15 protein-coding genes are annotated in these 17506 nt (G+C 72.5%); 11 read left to right on the top strand and 4 right to left on the bottom strand.

What is annotated here, in order from left to right:
- The first annotated feature begins 1 nt into the window (after position 1).
- From hypB to hypE, 5 genes are read left to right on the top strand one after another with little or no spacing between them, the layout of a single operon-like run.
- Positions 2-817, top strand: coding sequence for a hydrogenase nickel incorporation protein HypB (hypB, locus tag ACGFZF_RS33605; protein WP_393560476.1), 816 nt, complete (start codon positions 2-4; stop codon positions 815-817).
- Positions 817-3213: a carbamoyltransferase HypF gene (gene hypF / locus ACGFZF_RS33600; RefSeq protein ID WP_393560474.1), complete on the top strand. Its 2397-nt coding sequence runs from the start codon at positions 817-819 to the stop codon at positions 3211-3213. The genes hypB and hypF overlap by 1 nt, the downstream gene beginning before the upstream one ends.
- Entirely contained in the window at positions 3182-3457 is a 276-nt protein-coding gene (locus ACGFZF_RS33595; RefSeq protein WP_393560472.1) for a HypC/HybG/HupF family hydrogenase formation chaperone, read from the top strand. The genes hypF and ACGFZF_RS33595 overlap by 32 nt, the downstream gene beginning before the upstream one ends.
- A complete protein-coding gene (gene hypD / locus ACGFZF_RS33590) occupies positions 3454-4599 on the top strand; it encodes a hydrogenase formation protein HypD (RefSeq protein WP_393560470.1) in 1146 nt (381 codons plus the stop codon). The genes ACGFZF_RS33595 and hypD overlap by 4 nt, the downstream gene beginning before the upstream one ends.
- The gene (gene hypE, locus ACGFZF_RS33585; protein ID WP_393560468.1) at positions 4592-5653 is read left to right on the top strand and encodes a hydrogenase expression/formation protein HypE; all 1062 of its coding nucleotides are present in this window, start codon (positions 4592-4594) and stop codon (positions 5651-5653) included. Before hypD ends, hypE begins: the two co-directional genes overlap by 8 nt.
- Before the next feature lie 152 nt (positions 5654-5805).
- Here hypE and ACGFZF_RS33580 read toward each other — a convergent pair whose 3' ends face one another.
- Positions 5806-5973 (bottom strand): CsbD family protein, encoded by a 168-nt coding sequence (locus ACGFZF_RS33580; RefSeq protein ID WP_393560532.1) that lies wholly within the window; start codon positions 5971-5973, stop codon positions 5806-5808.
- Positions 5974-6187: 214 nt separating this feature from the next.
- Here ACGFZF_RS33580 and ACGFZF_RS33575 point away from each other — a divergent pair, with 214 nt between their 5' ends.
- The 3 genes from ACGFZF_RS33575 (at position 6188) to ACGFZF_RS33565 (ending at position 9319) form a co-directional block, all read left to right on the top strand.
- Positions 6188-6349 (top strand): DUF5670 family protein, encoded by a 162-nt coding sequence (locus ACGFZF_RS33575; protein ID WP_147981387.1) that lies wholly within the window; start codon positions 6188-6190, stop codon positions 6347-6349.
- 30 nt (positions 6350-6379) lie between these two features.
- Positions 6380-7207, top strand: coding sequence for a DUF1206 domain-containing protein (locus ACGFZF_RS33570; protein ID WP_393560466.1), 828 nt, complete (start codon positions 6380-6382; stop codon positions 7205-7207).
- Between the two features lie 90 nt (positions 7208-7297).
- Positions 7298-9319, top strand: coding sequence for a prolyl oligopeptidase family protein (locus ACGFZF_RS33565; RefSeq protein ID WP_393560464.1), 2022 nt, complete (start codon positions 7298-7300; stop codon positions 9317-9319).
- A 70-nt stretch (positions 9320-9389) separates the two neighbouring features.
- Here the strand turns inward: ACGFZF_RS33565 and ACGFZF_RS33560 are convergent, their stop codons facing one another.
- On the bottom strand, positions 9390-10229 hold the full coding sequence (locus ACGFZF_RS33560) for a dienelactone hydrolase family protein (RefSeq protein ID WP_393560462.1): 840 nt from the start codon (positions 10227-10229) through the stop codon (positions 9390-9392).
- Positions 10230-10579: 350 nt separating this feature from the next.
- On the bottom strand, positions 10580-12151 hold the full coding sequence (locus ACGFZF_RS33555) for a polysaccharide lyase family 1 protein (protein WP_393560460.1): 1572 nt from the start codon (positions 12149-12151) through the stop codon (positions 10580-10582).
- Between the two features lie 395 nt (positions 12152-12546).
- Here ACGFZF_RS33555 and ACGFZF_RS33550 point away from each other — a divergent pair, with 395 nt between their 5' ends.
- Positions 12547-13161, top strand: coding sequence for a PadR family transcriptional regulator (locus ACGFZF_RS33550; RefSeq protein WP_393560457.1), 615 nt, complete (start codon positions 12547-12549; stop codon positions 13159-13161).
- 63 nt (positions 13162-13224) lie between these two features.
- Entirely contained in the window at positions 13225-14943 is a 1719-nt protein-coding gene (locus tag ACGFZF_RS33545; RefSeq protein ID WP_393560455.1) for an acyl-CoA dehydrogenase family protein, read from the top strand.
- A gap of 143 nt (positions 14944-15086) precedes the next feature.
- Here ACGFZF_RS33545 and ACGFZF_RS33540 read toward each other — a convergent pair whose 3' ends face one another.
- Positions 15087-15932 (bottom strand): GntR family transcriptional regulator, encoded by an 846-nt coding sequence (locus ACGFZF_RS33540; protein WP_393560453.1) that lies wholly within the window; start codon positions 15930-15932, stop codon positions 15087-15089.
- A 276-nt stretch (positions 15933-16208) separates the two neighbouring features.
- Between ACGFZF_RS33540 and ACGFZF_RS33535 the strand changes: the two genes are divergently transcribed.
- Positions 16209-17477, top strand: coding sequence for an extracellular solute-binding protein (locus tag ACGFZF_RS33535; protein WP_393560450.1), 1269 nt, complete (start codon positions 16209-16211; stop codon positions 17475-17477).
- Positions 17478-17506: the final 29 nt, after the last annotated feature.

Here is a 17506-nt window from a genome sequence, read left to right as displayed (position 1 = left end):
CATGTGCCGAGTCGTCGACCTGCAACAGGCGGTGCTCGCCAAGAACGACGCGGCGGCCGACGCCCTGCGCGCCGCGCTCACCGCCCGCGGCACCGCTGTCGTCAACCTGCTCTCCAGCCCGGGCAGCGGGAAGACGGCCCTCCTGGAACGCGAGCTGACGCTGGCCCGCGAGCGCGGTCTGTCGGTCGCCGCGCTGACCGCCGATCTGGCCACCGAGAACGACGCGACACGGCTGGCCCGTTCCGGCGTGCCCGTCCGGCAGGTGCTCACCGACGGTCTGTGCCACCTCGAGGCCGCGATGCTGGGCCGGTACCTGGACGGGTGGCTGCCCGATGACGCCCGGCTGCTGTTCGTCGAGAACGTGGGCAACCTCGTCTGTCCGGCCTCGTACGACCTCGGGGAGACCCTGCGGGTGGTCCTCGCGTCGGTGACCGAGGGCGAGGACAAGCCGCTCAAGTACCCGACGGCCTTCGGGCTCGCCCAGCTGGTCGTGGTCACCAAGACGGACATCGCGCAGGCCGTCGACTTCGACGAGGCCGCCTTCCGGGAGAACGTCCAGCGGGTCAACCCCGGTGTGGAGATGGTCCTGACCTCGGCCCGCGCGGACGAGGGCGTGGGCGTCCTGCTCGACCGCGCGCTCGCCGTCGCGGAGGGCGCGGCACCGCACCGGCCGGTGATGGCGCGCCCCGAGCACGGTCATGGACACGGACACACCCACGCCCATGAGCACGCGCACCCGCACGCCCACGAGCACGCGCACGACCACGGTGACCATCACGGCCGGCCCCACGACCACGACATGGCGCAGACCCGCTGATGGAGGCGGTGCAGCGGCGGCGGGTCGTCGTCCGGGGCGTGGTGCAGGGCGTCGGCTTCCGCCCGTACGTCTACACCCGCGCCACCGGCCTCGGCCTCGCCGGGCACGTCACCAACACCCCGGACGGCGTCGTCGCCGAGGTCGAGGGGTCCGCCGCCGCGGTGCTGCTGTTCTGCGAGCGGCTCGCCGCGGAGGCGCCGCCGCTCGCGGTGGTGGACACCGTCGACCACCGCGAGGTCCCCGTCGAGGGCGACGCGGGCTTCCGCATCGTCGCCTCCCGGACCGACGGCGGAGGCCGGACGCTGGTCGCCCCGGACACGGCCACCTGCGCCGACTGCCTGAGGGAACTGGCCGATCCCGCCGACCGGCGCCACCGGCACCCGTTCATCACCTGCACGCACTGCGGGCCGCGCTTCACCATCGTCACCGGGCTGCCCTACGACCGCGCCCACACCACCATGGCCGGCTTCCCGATGTGCCCCGACTGCGCCCGGGAGTACGCCGACCCGGGCGACCGCCGGTTCCACGCCCAGCCCGTCGCCTGCCCGGCCTGCGGACCGCGGCTGAGGCTCCTCCTCGGCGGCCCGCCCCGCGAGACGGCGTCCGACGACCCCGTGTCCGAGGCCCGCCGGCTGCTGGCCGCCGGGGCGATCCTCGCCGTGAAGGGGCTCGGCGGCTACCACCTGGCCTGCGACGCCGCCCGCGAGGACGCCGTGGCGGAGCTCCGGCGCCGCAAGGGCCGCGGCGACAAGCCGTTCGCCCTGATGGCCCGCGACCTCGCCGACGTGGAGCCGCTCGTCCACCTCGACCCGCGCGAGCGGGCCCTGCTCACCGGTGGGACGCGGCCCATCGTGCTGCTGCGCCGCCGGGCCGGCGCCGTGGACCGGGCCGAGGGCGTCGCGCCCGGCTGTCCCGACCTCGGCGTGATGCTCCCGTACACCCCCGTGCACCATCTGCTGCTCGGTCTGCCCGGCGACCCGCCCGGCCCGCGCCTGCTGGTGATGACCAGCGGGAACCTCTCGGGCGAACCCATCGTCGCCGACGACGCCGAGGCCCTGGAGCGGCTGGCCGGACTCGCCGACGCCTGGCTGACGCACGACCGCCCCATCCACGTGCCCTGCGACGACTCGGTCGTCCGTGTCCTCGACGGCGAACCCACGGTCCTGCGGCGCTCCCGCGGCTACGCCCCGCTCCCGCTGCCCCTGCCGTTCGCCGTGCCCGCGACCCTCGCCGTCGGCGGCGACCTCAAGAACACCCTCTGCCTGGGCGAGGGCCGCCGGGCCTGGCTGTCCGCGCACATCGGCGACATGGACGACCTCGCCACCCAGGACGCCCACGAACGCGCCGAACGCCAGCTGGAGTCCATCACCGGCGTGACCCCCACCTTCCTCGCCGCCGACCGGCACCCCGGCTACCGGTCCGCCGCCCTTGCCTCCCGACGGGCCGGGGGCCGCCCCCTGACGCGCGTCCAGCACCACCACGCGCACCTCGCGTCCGCGATGGCCGAGCACGGGCTGACCGGCGAGAACCGGGTCATCGGCGTCGCCTTCGACGGCACCGGCTACGGCGACGACCGTGCCGTCTGGGGCGGCGAGGTCCTCGTGGCCGACTACGCCGGCTACGAGCGCTTCGCCCACCTCGCGTACGTGCCGCTGCCGGGCGGCGACGCCGCGGTGCACCGGCCCTACCGCATGGCCCTGTCCCACCTGCGTGCCGCGGGCATCGCGTGGACGCCGGACCTGCCCTGCGTTGCGGCGTGCCCGGACGACGAACTCCGTCTCCTCGGGCAGCAGTTGGACCGCGACCTGAACTGCGTGCCGACCTCCAGCATGGGCCGGCTGTTCGACGCCGTGTCCTCCCTCGCGGGCATCTGCCACCGCGCGGGCTACGAGGCCCAGGCCGCGATCGAACTGGAGGCCGCGGCGCTCCGGGCCGCCCCGCCGGCCGCGGACGGGACCGGCCCCGCCGTGGACGGCCGGTACTCCTTCGGCCTGTCGGCCTCCGGCGGCGACGGCCCGCTGCGCGCCGACCCCGCACCCGTCCTGGCCGCCGTGGCGGACGACGTCCGGGCCGGCACGGACCGCCCGGTGATCGCCGCCCGCTTCCACGCCGCCGCGGCCGCGCTGGTCGTCGCCCTGTGTGCCCGCGCCCGCGACCGGCACGGGACCGACACCGTGGCCCTCACCGGTGGGGTCTTCGCGAACACGGTGCTCTCCGCCGCCTGCGCCGCAGCCCTGCGGACGCGCGGCTTCACCGTGCTGAGACACCGTCACGTACCGCCGAACGACGGCGGGTTGGCGCTCGGTCAGCTCATGGTGGCGGCGGCCCGCCTCACCCCATCCCATCCACAGCGAGGAGAGGCCCATGTGCCTGGCGGTACCCGGCAGAGTGCTTGAGATCACCGAGAGAGACGGCACCCGCATGGCCAGCGTCGACTTCGGCGGAGTGAAGAAGGACGTGTGCCTCGAGTACCTCCCGGACCTCCGGGTCGGCGAGTACGCCATCGTGCACGTGGGCTTCGCCCTCCAGCGCCTGGACGAGGAGTCGGCCCGCAGGACCCTCGCGCTCTTCGAGGAACTCGGCATGCTCCAGGAGGAGTTCGGCGACCCGTGGGAGCAGGCTTCGGAGGTACGGCCGTGAAGTACATCGACGAGTTCCAGAACCCCGCCCTCGCCCGTCGGCTGCTCGACGACATCCACGCGACCGTCACCCGCCCGTGGGCGCTGATGGAGGTCTGCGGCGGCCAGACGCACACCATCATCCGGCACGGCATCGACCAGATCCTGCCGGACGAGATCGAGCTGATCCACGGTCCCGGCTGCCCCGTGTGCGTCACCCCGCTGGAGGTCATCGACAAGGCGCTGGAGATCGCCTCCCGCCCGGGGGTGATCTTCTGCTCCTTCGGCGACATGCTCCGCGTGCCCGGCACCGGCCGCGACCTCTTCCAGGTGCGCAGCGAGGGAGGCGACGTACGCGTCGTCTACTCCCCGCTCGACGCGCTCCGGATCGCCCAGGAGAACCCGGGGCGCGAGGTGGTCTTCTTCGGCATCGGCTTCGAGACCACGGCGCCGCCCAACGCGATGACGGTGTACCAGGCGAGGAAGCTGGGCATCGCGAACTTCAGCCTGCTGGTCTCCCACGTCCGGGTCCCCCCGGCGATCGAGGCGATCATGAACTCGCCGAGCTGTCGCGTGCAGGGGTTCCTCGCGGCCGGGCACGTGTGCAGCGTGATGGGGACGGGCGAGTACCCCGACCTGGCGGCGCGCCACCGCGTGCCGATCGTGGTCACCGGCTTCGAGCCGCTCGACATCCTGGAGGGCGTACGCCGCGCGGTGCACCTCCTCGAACGCGGCGAGCACACGGTCGACAACGCCTACGAACGGGCCGTCCGACCCGAGGGCAACCCGGCGGCCCTCGCCATGCTGGAGGACGTCTTCGAGGTCACCGACCGGGCCTGGCGCGGCATCGGCGTCATCCCCGACAGCGGCTGGCGGCTGTCCGCCCGGTACCGCGAGTTCGACGCCGAGCACCGCTTCTCGGTGACCGGCATCGACACCCGGGAGCCCGCCGAGTGCCGCAGTGGCGAGGTGCTCCAGGGCCTGCTCAAACCGCACGAGTGCGAGGCGTTCGGCACCCGGTGCACCCCGCGCACCCCGCTCGGCGCCACGATGGTCTCCAGCGAGGGGGCCTGCGCCGCGTACTACCTCTACCGCCGGCTCGGCCTCACCCCGGCCGCTTCCTCCGGCACCGCCGCGTCCCGGGAGGCGAGCCCCGTTGCCTGACACCGCACTCGACATCACCGGCTGGACGTGCCCGGCGCCCCTGCGTGACCGTCCCCGCATCGTCATGGGGCACGGCGGCGGCGGCGCGCTCTCCGCCGAACTGGTGGAGCACCTGTTCGCGCCGGCCTTCGGCGGCGAGCTCCTGGCCGGGCTCGGTGACTCGGCGGCGCTCACCCTGGGCGGCGTCCGGATGGCCTTCTCCACCGACTCCTACGTGGTCCGGCCGCTCTTCTTCCCCGGCGGCAGCATCGGTGACCTGGCGGTCAACGGCACGGTGAACGACCTGGCGATGAGCGGGGCCCAGGCCGCCTACCTGTCCTGCGGGTTCATCCTGGAGGAAGGGGTCGAGGTCTCCACGGTGGCCCGGGTGGCGGAGGCCCTGGGTGCCGCCGCACGGGCCGCAGGGGTCGAGGTAGCCACCGGTGACACGAAGGTCGTCGAGGCCGGACACGGCGACGGCATCTACCTCAACACCGCCGGCATCGGCCTCATCCCCGACGGGGTGGACCTGCGCCCGCAGCGCGTGGTGCCGGGAGACGTCGTGATCGTCAGCGGCGAGATCGGACTCCACGGAGTGGCGATCATGAGCGTCCGCGAGGGCCTGGAGTTCGGCGTGGACATCGAGAGCGACTGTGCCGCGCTCGGGGGGCTCGTGCGGTCCATGCTCGTCGTCACCCCCGACATCCACGTCCTGCGCGACCCCACGCGCGGTGGACTGGCGGCCTCCCTGAACGAGATCGCGGCGGCCTCCGGTACGGGCGTGGTCATCGAGGAGGCCAAGGTCCCCGTGCCCCCCGCCGTCGCGAACGCCTGCGCCATCCTCGGCCTGGACCCGCTGTACGTCGCCAACGAGGGCAAGCTGGTGGCCTTCGTCCCGCGCGCCCACGCGGACGCCGTCCTCGACGCCCTGCACGCACACCCGCTGGGCCGGCACGCGGCCGTCATCGGCGAGGCCGTCGAGTCCCACCCGGGTCTCGTCGTGGCGCGCACCGGCTTCGGCGGCACCCGTGTGGTCGACCTGCCGCTCGGGGAGCAGCTGCCGCGCATCTGCTGAACGCGGCCGCCGGCCGGTGCCCCCGCCGCGGGGGCACCGGCCGGCGCGCACACGCCGAGAGGGCCGCTCCGCACCCTGGAGTGGCCCTCTCGGCGATCAGCGACGTCCTCGGGTGCGGGACGCCGGGGGACCTCACGCGTTCTCCGCGGATGTCAGTGTTTGAAGACGTCCTTCGCGGCGTCCTTCGCCTTCTCCTTGGCGGCACGAGCGTCGCCCTTCGCCTGGTCGGCCTTTCCCTTCGCCGTCAGACGCTCGTTGCCCGCCGCGCGGCCGGCCGTCTCCTCGACCTTTCCCTTGGCCTGTTCGGCCTTGCCCTTCATCTTCTGCTCACCGGACACAGTCGATCACTCCCTGCGCTTGGATCGTGTCTGACGTCTGGGCGTCTGACCTGTCCGGGCGCTCGTAAACGCCCCATCCTGAATTTCTCCCGGAACGCGGCGCGCCGAATTCCCGGGATTGCCGCGCAGAAACCCGAAAATCCACCGGAATGGTGGTGTGAAGGCAGGGTAAGCGGAAGTCCGGAGGTTGATAAACATGGTTCCCCTTCTTCTCGTTCTGCTTCTCGTACTGATTCTCTTCGGCGCCGGATTCGCGCTGAAGGCACTCTGGTGGATCGCCGTGATCCTGCTCGTCGTGTGGCTGCTGGGCTTCGTGGCCCGGCCGAAGGGCGGCTCGGGCCGCTGGTACCGCTGGTAGCCCGACGACCGCGCCGAGGGAGGGAGAGAGATGGCTGACGCGCATTCGCCGAGATCCTCGATGCGCAGCGTGGCCCGGAGCGACGCGGTGAGGGTGGGCGCCCGCTCCGGCTTCGCGGCACGAGGTGTGCTGTACCTGCTGATCGGCGTCCTGGCCGTACGGATCGGCATGACGGGCGGGGGCGAGCAGGCCGACCGGGGCGGGGCCCTGGAGCAGATCGCGGCCACCCCCGCCGGCGCCGTCCCGTTGTGGGCGCTGGGCGCCGGACTCGCCGGCATGGCCGTGTGGCGGCTCACCGAGGCGGTCTTCGGAGCCGCGGGCCCCGACGGGCACAAGCCGGGCAAGCGGGCGCTGTCCGCCGTCAGGAGCGTCTTCTACGCGTTCGTGGCGGCCGTCGTCCTGGCCTTCGCCGCCGGCGCCGGGGACAGCGGCGCCGGCGAGACCGACCGCCAGAGCCAGGACGCCACCGCCCGTCTGCTGGCCCTCCCGGCCGGCCGGTGGCTGGTCGGCGCGGCGGCCGTCGGCATCGTCGTCGCCGGCCTGTGGATCGCCGCCCAGGCGGTCCGGAGGAAGTACCGCAAGCATCTGGACCGGGCGATGTCGAAGAACGCGCGCCGCTACATGGACGTCACCGGCGTGGCCGGCGGTGTCGCGCGCGGCGTCCTTCTCGCCGCCGTCGGCTACTTCGCCCTGCGGGCGGCGATCGACTTCGACCCCGACGAGGCGAAGGGCATGGACGACGCCATCCGCTCGTTCGCGCAGACCGGCGCCGGACCGTGGCTGCTCGTCGCCCTCGCGGCCGGACTCGCGCTGTTCGGCCTGTTCTCCTTCGGCATGAGCCGCTGGCGCCGCGTCTGACCGCGGAGCCGGGAAGCGCCCCCCGTCCTCCGCCGCCGGACCTCCGGCGGCGGAGGACGAGGTGGCCGCGACAGCCCCCGGACCTGCACAATGCGGCGTGTGAGCGAAGACGACCCGTATCTGTGGCTGGAAGACGTCGAGGGCGCGGAAGCGCTGGAGTGGGTGGCCGAGCGGAACGCCGAGACGCGGGCCGAACTGGCCGCCGACGCCGGCTTCGACGCCCGAAAGCAACGGCTGCGGGAGGTCCTCGACGCCTCGGACCGCATCCCGTACACCACCCGCCGGGGCGCGTACCTCTACAACTTCTGGCGGGACGCCGACCACGTCCGCGGGGTGTGGCGGCGCACGACGCTGGAGCAGTACCGCAAGGACCTCCCCGAGTGGGAGGTCCTTCTCGACGTCGACGCGCTGGCCGCCGCCGAGGGCGAGAAGTGGATGTGGGCCGGCGCCCGGGTACGCAGGCCGGGCTACGACCGGGCCCTGGTGTGCCTGTCCCGCGACGGCGGCGACGCCGTCGTCGTCCGCGAGTACGACCTCGCCTCGCGGGCCTTCGTCGAGGACGGCTTCCGGGTCGCCGAGGGCAAGACCCGGATCGGCTGGATCGACGACGACACCGTCTTCGTCGGCGCCGAACTCGGGCCGGACTCGGTCACCGACTCCGGCTATCCCCGCACCGTGCGCCGCTGGCGGCGGGGGACCCCCCTGGAGGACGCCGCCCTGGTCTTCGAGGCGGAGACGGCCGACGTGTCGGCCTGGGGCACCCACGACCCCACACCCGGCTACGAGCGGGACTTCGTCGGCCGCTCCCTCGACTTCTTCCGCAGCGAGCAGTTCCTGCTGGCCGCCGACGGCACGCTCGTACGGATCGACGTCCCCGAGGACGCGGAGGCATACGCCCACCGCGACCACCTCGTCGTCACCCTGAAGTCCGACTGGCTCGGACACCGGGCCGGCTCGCTGCTGGCGTTCGGCTTCGACGCCTTCCTGGCGGGCGGCCGGGACGCCGAGGTGCTCTTCGCCCCGGACCCGCGGACGGCACTCGCCGGACACTCCTGGACCCGCCGGCACCTGATCCTGGAGACGATGCGCGACGTCACCACCCACATCGAGGTGCTCACCCCCGCCCCCGGCGGCGGCTGGACGCGCGAGCCGCTGGCGGACGTCCCGGCGCTGTCCGCCGTGAGCGTCGTCGACACCGACCCGGACGTCTCCGACGAGTACTTCCTGGACGTGTCGGGATTCCTGCAGCCGTCCACGCTCCACCGCGGGGTGGTCGGCGGCGACAGCGAGATCCTCAAGGAGGCCCCGGCCCGATTCGACACCGCCGGGCTGGCGGTCGCACAGCACTTCGCCACCTCACGGGACGGGACGCGCGTGCCGTACTTCGTGATCGGCCCGGACCACGCGTCGACCGGCCCCGGCCCCGCACTGCTCTACGGCTACGGCGGGTTCGAGGTCTCCCTCACCCCCTTCTACGGGGCCGTGACGGGCCGCGGCTGGCTGGAGCGGGGCGGCACCCATGTCATCGCCAACATCCGGGGCGGCGGCGAGTACGGACCCGCGTGGCACCAGGCCGCGCTCGGCGCCCACCGGACCCGCGCCTTCGACGATTTCGCGGCCGTCGCCGAGGACCTCGTCGCGCGCGGCATCACCACGCCGGCCATGCTCGGCGCCGCCGGGGGAAGCAACGGCGGACTGCTGATGGGCGCGATGCTCACCCGGCACCCGGAACTGTTCGGCGCGATCGTCGCCCAGGTGCCGCTGCTGGACATGCTCCGCTTCCACCGGCTCCTCGCCGGCGCGTCCTGGATCGCCGAGTACGGGGATCCGGACGACGAGGCCGACCGCGCCCACCTCGGCGCGCTGTCCCCCTACCATCGGCTCGCCGCCGACCGGACCTACCCGCCGGTGCTGCTGATGACCTCCACCCGAGACGACCGCGTGCACCCCGGCCACGCCCGCAAGGCGGCGGCACGGCTGCGCGAACTCGGCCACCGGGTGCTGTTCCACGAGAACACCGGGGGCGGCCACGCGGGCGCCGGCGACAACGAGCAGTCCGCCCACAACAACGCCCTGGTGCACACCTTCCTGTGGCGGAACCTCGGCACCTGACCGGCCCCGGAGCGCGAGGCCGGCCGCGGCGCGTCGGGCCGGTGCCGGCCGGCGGGCCCGTCCGCCCGGATCAGCCGACGGTACCCGGCCGCTCGCCGAGCAGCCGGGTGCGGAACAGGTCCAGGACCAGGTCCAGTGCCTGCCGGGTGGGCTGACCGGGCTCGTCGATCAGGTGTTCGGTGAGGACGGAGTGCGGCGCGAGCACGGCCTCCGGGTTCGCGGCGTCGTCCTCCAGCTCGACCGCGACGAAGGCGTCGCCCAGTTCCCGCCGGAGGAAGGCGAAGCGGTCCTCCGGAACGAGCCGGTCGCTCCGGAAGCGCAGCCCGAGCACCTGGAGTTCCTGCCGCTCGCAGCGCCCCCGCACGATCGCGAGCTCGCGCGGATCGATGTCGATGCCGGCCGCGCGGCCCGGGGTGACGGCCAGGGGCAGCGACGGCTGGGACAGGACGGGGGCCACGAGCCGCTCGTCCGTGGCCATGGCGAGGGCGAATCCGCCGGTCAGGCACATGCCGACGGCGCCGACCCCGGGGCCGCCGCACCGCTCGTGCTCGGCCGCGGCGAGCGCGCGCAGCCACGACACGACGCGCGAACTGCGCCCGGTGGCCAGCAGCGTGAACTCCCGGCTCACACAGACCCGCCAGAGGGCGGACGCCGTGGTGAGGCCGGTTCGCGCCCAGCCGTGGGCGGCGGGGTTCGGGTCGCGGCCGGGCGTACCGAAGAGCACCGGGAGGACGGCCGTGCAGCCCGTCGCCGCCACGCGCTCGGCGAACTCCAGGACCTTGGGCGTGATGCCCGGGATCTCCGCCAGCACGATCACGGCGGGTCCGGTGCCCCGGCGCAGCACCCGCCGGGTGGCGCCGTCGTGGGTGAACGTGCCCTGGGTGAAGCCGGTGAGATCGTGGTCTGCCACGCGCCTGCCCCCTCTGCTCTGCCGACGGTAAGTTACCGCGAAGTAGGGCCAGTGGGTCAATGGCTGCGACGACCCGGGCTCGCGCACCGCGAGGACCGGCGGAGGCCGCGGGGCGACGCGAGACGGGCCCGCCGACGGTGCCGGCGGACCCCCTTCCGCGGGACCGGGCGAGGCCCCCGGACATGCCCTAGGGGGCGTCTTGCCGATCTTGCCGGGCTCGCGGCGTCCTGCGACTCCGTCTCCGGCGTTGTCGTCAGTCGGCATGGCTCCGCCATGACTTCTTCCTCCGCCTTGGATCCGAAGCCCCAGCACACCGCTCGCTGATCCGGCCTGATCGACAAGACGCTCCCCTAGCCCGCGTACGTCTCGAACTCGGCGACCTGCGGCGTCCCGGTCGAGCCGGTGATCTCGAAGGTGATCTTGCGCAGCGAGGTCTTCGGGAAGGTGATGACGCCGGCGCCGTTGCCCGAGGTCAGGACCGCCCCCGTGTCGCCGTTGAGGACCCGCCAGGCGCCGATGCGGCCCGCCCCGCCCGAGGTCTCACGGATGGCGATCACCGAGACCGCGGTGGCGGAGCCCCACTTGATCGAGACGGAACCGGTCGAACCGGCCGGCGACCAGTACGTGCCGGTGTCGCCGTCCCGCACGTTGCCGTAGCTGGTGCCGTCCGCCTTGCTGGAGCCGTCGGAGCCCGCCCCGATGCTGAGGTTCGTGCCGCTCGGGGTCGGCCCGGGGGTCGGCGTGGTCGGCGTCGGAGTGGGGTTCGTGGGCGTCGGCGTGGGGCCGGTCGGAGTGGGCGTCGGAGTCGGCGTCTGCGGTGAGCAGGTGCCGTTCGACACCCGGAGGCCCGTGCCGGAGCCCGCGGTCTGGCGCACGACGTCCGGTACGCAGGAGGCCGCGTCGAGGCTGTAGGCGTAGGGGATGGACACCGTGGTGTTCGACCGGGGGTCGGGACCGGCCGGGTTGTTGTCCGTGCCGGGGGCCGACCAGGTCACGTTGTCGAAGATGTTGCCGCTGACCTGCCAGTACCCGGCGGCGTCCGTGTAGAAGGTGCCGAGGACGTCCTTGGAGTCCTCGAAGTAGTTGTTGTCCACCTTGGCGCGCGCCCCGGCCCGGGAGTTGATGCCGGACTCGTTGAGGCTCACGTAGTGGTTGTTGTAGATGTGGGCGATGCCGCCCCGCAGCAGGGGGGCGCGGGAGTCGATGTTCTCGTACAGGTTGTGGTGGTAGGTGATGAAGCCGTTCGAGAGCTCGGTCTCGCTGGATCCGACGAGCCCGCCGCGTCCGGAGTTGCGCAGGATGCTGTAGGACAGCGTCACGTACTGCGTGTTGTCCTTCATGTCGAACAGGCCGTCGTACCCCTCCGACTCGCCGCCCGAGGCCTCCAGCGTGACGTGGTCGACCCAGACGTTGCGTACGTCGCTCTCCATGCCGATGGCGTCACCGCCGTTGGACGTGGGTGAGCCCGACTTCTTGACGTTCCGTACGGTGACGTTCTGGATGATGATGTTGCTGGACTCGCGGATGTGGATGCCGAGCTGGTCGAAGACCGCTCCGCCGCCGACGCCGACGATGGTGACGTTGCTGATCTGCTTGAGCTCGATCACGCCGTCCGCCGTGTTGCAGCTGCCGCCCGACACCTTGGCGGTGTTGGCGTGGTTGATGGTCCCCTCGACCTCGATGGTGATCGGGGTGCTGCTGCCGGCCCGGCCGCACAGGGCCGCGTGGATGGCCGTTCCGGTGGTGGCCCGCACGGTCTGACCGCCCGCGCCGCCGGTGGTGCCGCCGTTCTGTGTCGCGTAGCCGGTGGCGCTGCCCGTCGCCGCGGACGCCTCCGGCATCGTCAGCAGCACTCCCGTGGCGGCGGCGAGGGCCATGGTGGCCAGCGCCGCCTGGAGCCGTCGTACACCTCGTCGTTTCATCACAGTCTCCCGGTGGGTCGTCGCCTGCCGGGCCGGTCGGTCCGGCAGGGGTGGTGCCGCTCGTCGACGACCGGGTCGGTGGGGCCTCAGGGGAACAGGAGCTGTGAGGACCTCGATGCCGATCGTGCGATGGAAGCGCTTTCTGTCTCTTCTTCCCTATGGATCGCCGAAGAGGGGAGCGGCCAACTCCCTTACGGAGAAAGCGCTTTCCGGCGGCGACGATAGGGCGCACCGAGGGGAGTGGCAAGGCTCCGCGCGAGATCCGCCGTGCGGGGGCGCGGTCGCCCTGGCGTGATGCGGCGGGGGGTCGTGGGGTGCGGGCGGCCGGGTGAGCCGCGTCTCACCGGAGTCCCGACGCTTGTCTATGCAACTCGTTGCATAGCAAGATCGGAGCCATGGCGCTCGAACACGCGATCCTCGTGTCCCTGCTGGAGAAGCCGGGTTCCGGCTACGAGCTGGCCCGCCGGTTCGAGCGGTCCATCGGGTACTTCTGGACCGCCACCCACCAGCAGATCTACCGCGTGCTCAAGCGCATGGAGAACGACGGCTGGGTCGACGTCCGGGACGTGCCCCAGCAGGGGCGCCCGGACAAGAAGGAGTACTCCGTCGCCGACCTCGGCAGGGCCGCCCTCTCCTCCTGGCTGCACGAACCGATCGAGCCGGAGAGCGTCCGGCACGACCTCGCGGTCAAGATCCGCGGCGCCGCCTTCGACGATCCGGCCGCCCTGATGAGCGAGGTGGACCGGCACAAGCAGGCCCACGCGGCCCGGCTGGCCCACTACCTCGCGGGCGAGGCGCGCGACTTCCCGGGGTCCGCCCCCGGGGCCCTCGACGCCGGGCCCGTCGACCGCGACGCGCCGGACGCCGAGCCCCTCGCACCCGTCGCGCCGGACCCCGAGCGCGAACTCCAGCACGCCGTCCTGCGCGGAGGCATCGCGTACGAACGCATGATGCTCGCCTGGCTCGACGACGTCCTCGCCACCCTCGGCCGGTTCGGTCCCGGACACTGACCGGCCGTACCGCTCAGCCCGTACCTCCCACTCCTTCCATCCTCCAGTCGAAAGGCGGCAACCATGACCGACCCGCTGCTGTTCAACCCGCGCACCTACGACCCCGCGCACTTCGATCCGGAGACCCGCCGGCTGCTGCGCGCCACCGTCGACTGGTTCGAGGAGCGCGGCAAGCGACAGCTGATCGAGGACTACCGGACCCGGGCCTGGCTCGGGGACTTCCTCGCCTTCGCCGCCAAGGAAGGGCTGTTCGCGACCTTCCTGACCCCGTCGTCCGAGGGGGACGGGCAGGACGGGCGCTGGGACACCGCCCGGATCGCCGCGCTCAACGAGATCCTCGGCTTCTACGGACTCGACTACTGGTACGCCTGGCAGGTCACCATCCTCGGCCTCGGCCCGGTCTGGCAGAGCGACAATGCCGCCGCGCGCGGCCGCGCCGCCGAACTCCTCGCGCAGGGCGAGGTGTTCGCCTTCGGCCTGTCGGAGAAGTCCCACGGCGCCGACATCTACTCCACGGACATGCTCCTGGAGCCCGGCGCCGACGGCGGCTTCCGCGCCACCGGCTCCAAGTACTACATCGGCAACGGCAACGCCGCCGGACTCGTCTCCGTCTTCGGCCGCCGCACCGACGTGGAAGGCCCCGACGGCTACGTCTTCTTCGCCGCCGACAGCCGCCACCCGGCGTACCATCTGGTCAAGAACGTCGTCGACTCGTCGAAGTACGTCAGCGAGTTCCGGCTCGAGGACTACCCCGTGGCCGCCGAGGACGTCCTGCACACCGGCCGCGCCGCCTTCGACGCCGCCCTCAACACGGTCAACGTCGGCAAGTTCAACCTGTGCACCGCCTCCATCGGCATCTGCGAGCACGCGATGTACGAGGCCGTCACCCACGCGCACAACCGCATCCTCTACGGCCGTCCCGTCACCGCGTTCCCGCACGTGCGCCGGGAGCTGACCGACGCCTACGTCCGCCTCGTCGGCATGAAGCTCTTCAGCGACCGGGCCGTGGACTACTTCCGCTCCGCCGGTCCCGACGACCGTCGCTACCTCCTCTTCAACCCGATGACGAAGATGAAGGTGACCACGGAGGGCGAGAAGGTCATCGACCTGATGTGGGACGTCATCGCGGCCAAGGGGTTCGAGAAGGACAACTACTTCGCCCAGGCCGCCGTGGAGATCCGCGGGCTGCCGAAGCTGGAGGGCACGGTCCACGTCAACCTGGCGCTGATCCTGAAGTTCATGCGCAACCACCTGCTGGAGCCCGTCGCCTACGAGCCGGTCCCGACCCGCCTGGACGCGGCCGACGACACGTTCCTCTTCCGCCAGGGTCCGGCCCGCGGCCTGGGATCGGTGCGCTTCCACGACTGGCGCACCGCCTACGACACCTTCGCCCACCTGCCCAACGTCGCCCGGTTCCGTGAACAGGCCGACGCGCTCTGCGAGTTCGTCACCACGGCCGCTCCCGACGAGAAGCAGAGCCGCGACCTCGACCTGCTCCTCGCGGTCGGCCAGCTCTTCGCGCTCGTCGTCCACGGCCAGCTGGTCCTGGAGCAGGCGGACCTGACCGGCCTCGACGAGGACGTCCTCGACGAACTGTTCGCCGTCCTCGTCCGCGACTTCTCCGCGCACGCCGTCGAACTGCACGGCAAGGACTCCGCGACCGAGCAGCAGCAGCTGTGGGCGCTGGGCTCGGTCCGGCGCCCGGTCGTCGACGAGGCGCGGTCCGAGCGGGTCTGGCAGCGGGTCGAGGCCCTCTCGGGGGCGTACGAGATGGCCCAGTAGGACCCGGACCCGGAGGCCGGACGACGGGGCCGGTCGCGGGGTGGGGCTCCGCGGCCGGTCCTCGGCGCACGGGGGAGCCGGGGACCGTTCCGGCGGGGCGGACGTCCGTCCGCCCCGGGTCGGGTCGTCCGCCGCCCCGTGACTCACATGCCGTGCTGGACGACCCCGCGCGTCGAGAACGTGACGGGATCGCCGCCGGTGAAGTCGCCCGGCGGGATGCCCGGGTGATGCCCCTCGCTCGGCGCCGGGGCCTCGGCGCGGGGGCCCAGCGCGAGGCGGGACACGATGCGGTAGCGGTCGCCCCGGTAGAGCGAGTGCACGTACTCCACCGGCCGGTTGCGGGTGTCGGTGGTGAGGCGCTCGAAGAGCAGCGCGGGGGAGAGTTCGGGCACGTCGAGCAGGTCGGCCTCGGCGCGTGTCACCACCGTCGGCTCGATCGACTGCACCGCCTCGCTGACCTGCACGTCGTGCCGGTCGCGCAGGTGCTCGTACAGGTCGCCCTGCTCCAGTTCGTCACTGGTCAGGTCGGGGACGAGGTCGGCGCGCACGTGCAGGTACTCGATGGCCATCGGCGAGCCGTCGACCAGCCGCAGCCGCGCCACGTACCGGATCTCCGCCGCCGGTGAGATCCGCAGCTTGCGGCCCACCCGGGCGCCCGCGGGCAGCGTGCGGAACTCCAGCAGCCGACTGGTCCACACCCCGCCGGCCTGCGGCAGGCTGAAGGCGTGCCGGTCCGAGACCAGTTCCTGGGTGATCTTCTCGGCGGCCACGAACATGCCCCGGCCGTGCTCGCGCACCAGCAGCCCCGCGACGACGAGTTCGTCGACCGCCGCGCGCAAGGTGGGCCGGGAGACGCCCAGTTCGGCGCTGAGCACCCGTTCGGAAGGGATGGCGTCGCCGGGGCGGCGTGCCTCGACGAGTTCGAGGATCGCGTCCCGGACGCGCTCGCGCTTGAGTACCGCACCGGAGGCGGCGGCGTCGATCTCCATGCGGGGCTCTCGTTCGTCGGCGACACGGGCACTGGTCATCATAACTGGTCTGCTGGTCAGGCGACCAGTGTGCGCTTACCTGTCCCTGCTCGCGGTCGCGCGGGAGCTATGAGGGTGAAGTCCCTTTCTGTGCCGGAGGGTTGACGCCGCGATTGGTCCATGCCATTTTCATCCCGCACCGACTGGTAAACCCCTGGCAGGCAACTGGTCAAGCGGGGTGGTCGTGTGTCGTGTCGTGCTCCGTGTGCCGTCCGTCCCCAGCCCCAGAGGTGAACCGTGAAGTACCGCTCCCCGGCTCTGCTCGGCGCCATGCTGCTGAGCAGCGGGCTCATCGCATGCTCCTCGTCGGGCGGTTCGTCCGACGACGCCGCCTCCGGCAGGACCGTCCTCGACGTCTGGCTGATGCGGGACAGCGTCTCGGACGCCTTCCAGAAGGAGTTCGAGGCGGGCTTCGAGAAGGCCCACCCCGAGATCGACGTGAAGATCCAGATCCAGGAGTGGGACGGCATCGGCGAGAAGGTCACCGCCGCACTGGCCAGCAACGACGCGCCCGACGTCATCGAGGTGGGCAACACCCAGGTCGCCCAGTACGCCCAGAGCGGCGGTCTGACCGACTTCACCGACAAGGTCGCCGAGCTCGGCGGGGACACCTGGCTGAAGGGCCTCGCGGAGCCGGGCGCGTACGACGGGAAGCAGTACGGCATCCCGTACTACGCCGCCAACCGCGTGGTCGTGTACCGCACCGACCTCTTCCGGAAGGCCGGGGTCGACGCCACCACCATCAAGACACGCGACCAGTGGATCGCGGCCACCGAGAAGCTCAACCGGGGCGGCACCCAGGGCATCTACCTGCCCGGCCAGAACTGGTACGCCCTGGCCGGCTTCGTCTGGGACGAGGGCGGCGACCTCGCCGTCCGGGAGGGCGGCGGCTGGAAGGGCGGCCTCGACAGCCCCGAGGCCCTGCGGGCCATGGCCTTCTACCAGCGGCTCCAGGCGCTCGGCAAGGGCCCCAAGGACTCCGACGAGTCGCAGCCGCCCCAGGCCGAGGTGATGGCCAAGGGGCAGATCGCCCAGATCATCGCCGCCCCGGGAGGCGCCGCCGTCGTCACCCAGAACAACCCCGAACTCAAGGGCAAGCTCGGCTTCTTCCCCATCCCCGGGAAGACCGCGGACACCCCGGGCGCCGTCTTCACCGGCGGCTCCGACCTGGTCGTGCCCGCCGTCGCCGCGCACCAGAAGGAGGCGCTCACCTTCCTCCGCGAACTCACCGGCGACACCTGGCAGAAGAAGCTCGCACTGACCATGAGCTACGTGCCCAACCGGACCACCCTGGCCGGCGCCGTGTCCGCCGACCCGGGCGCCGCGGCGATGGCGGTCGGCGCGGCCAACGGCCACGCCACGCCCAACACGCCCCAGTGGGCCGCCGTCGAGGCCAAGAACCCGATCAAGGACTACATGACGGCCGTGCTCACCGGCCGTGACGCCGGGTCCGCGGCCGCCACGGCGTCGCGGACCATCACCACCACCCTGAACAGCGGCTCCTGACCCCGCCCCCGCCGTCCCCCGACCGTCCG

Source organism: Streptomyces sp. NPDC048338 (assembly GCF_043201055.1).
GTDB lineage: Bacteria > Actinomycetota > Actinomycetes > Streptomycetales > Streptomycetaceae > Streptomyces.
Note: the sequence above shows the minus strand (reverse complement) of the source record. Positions and strands in the feature narration are given on the sequence as shown.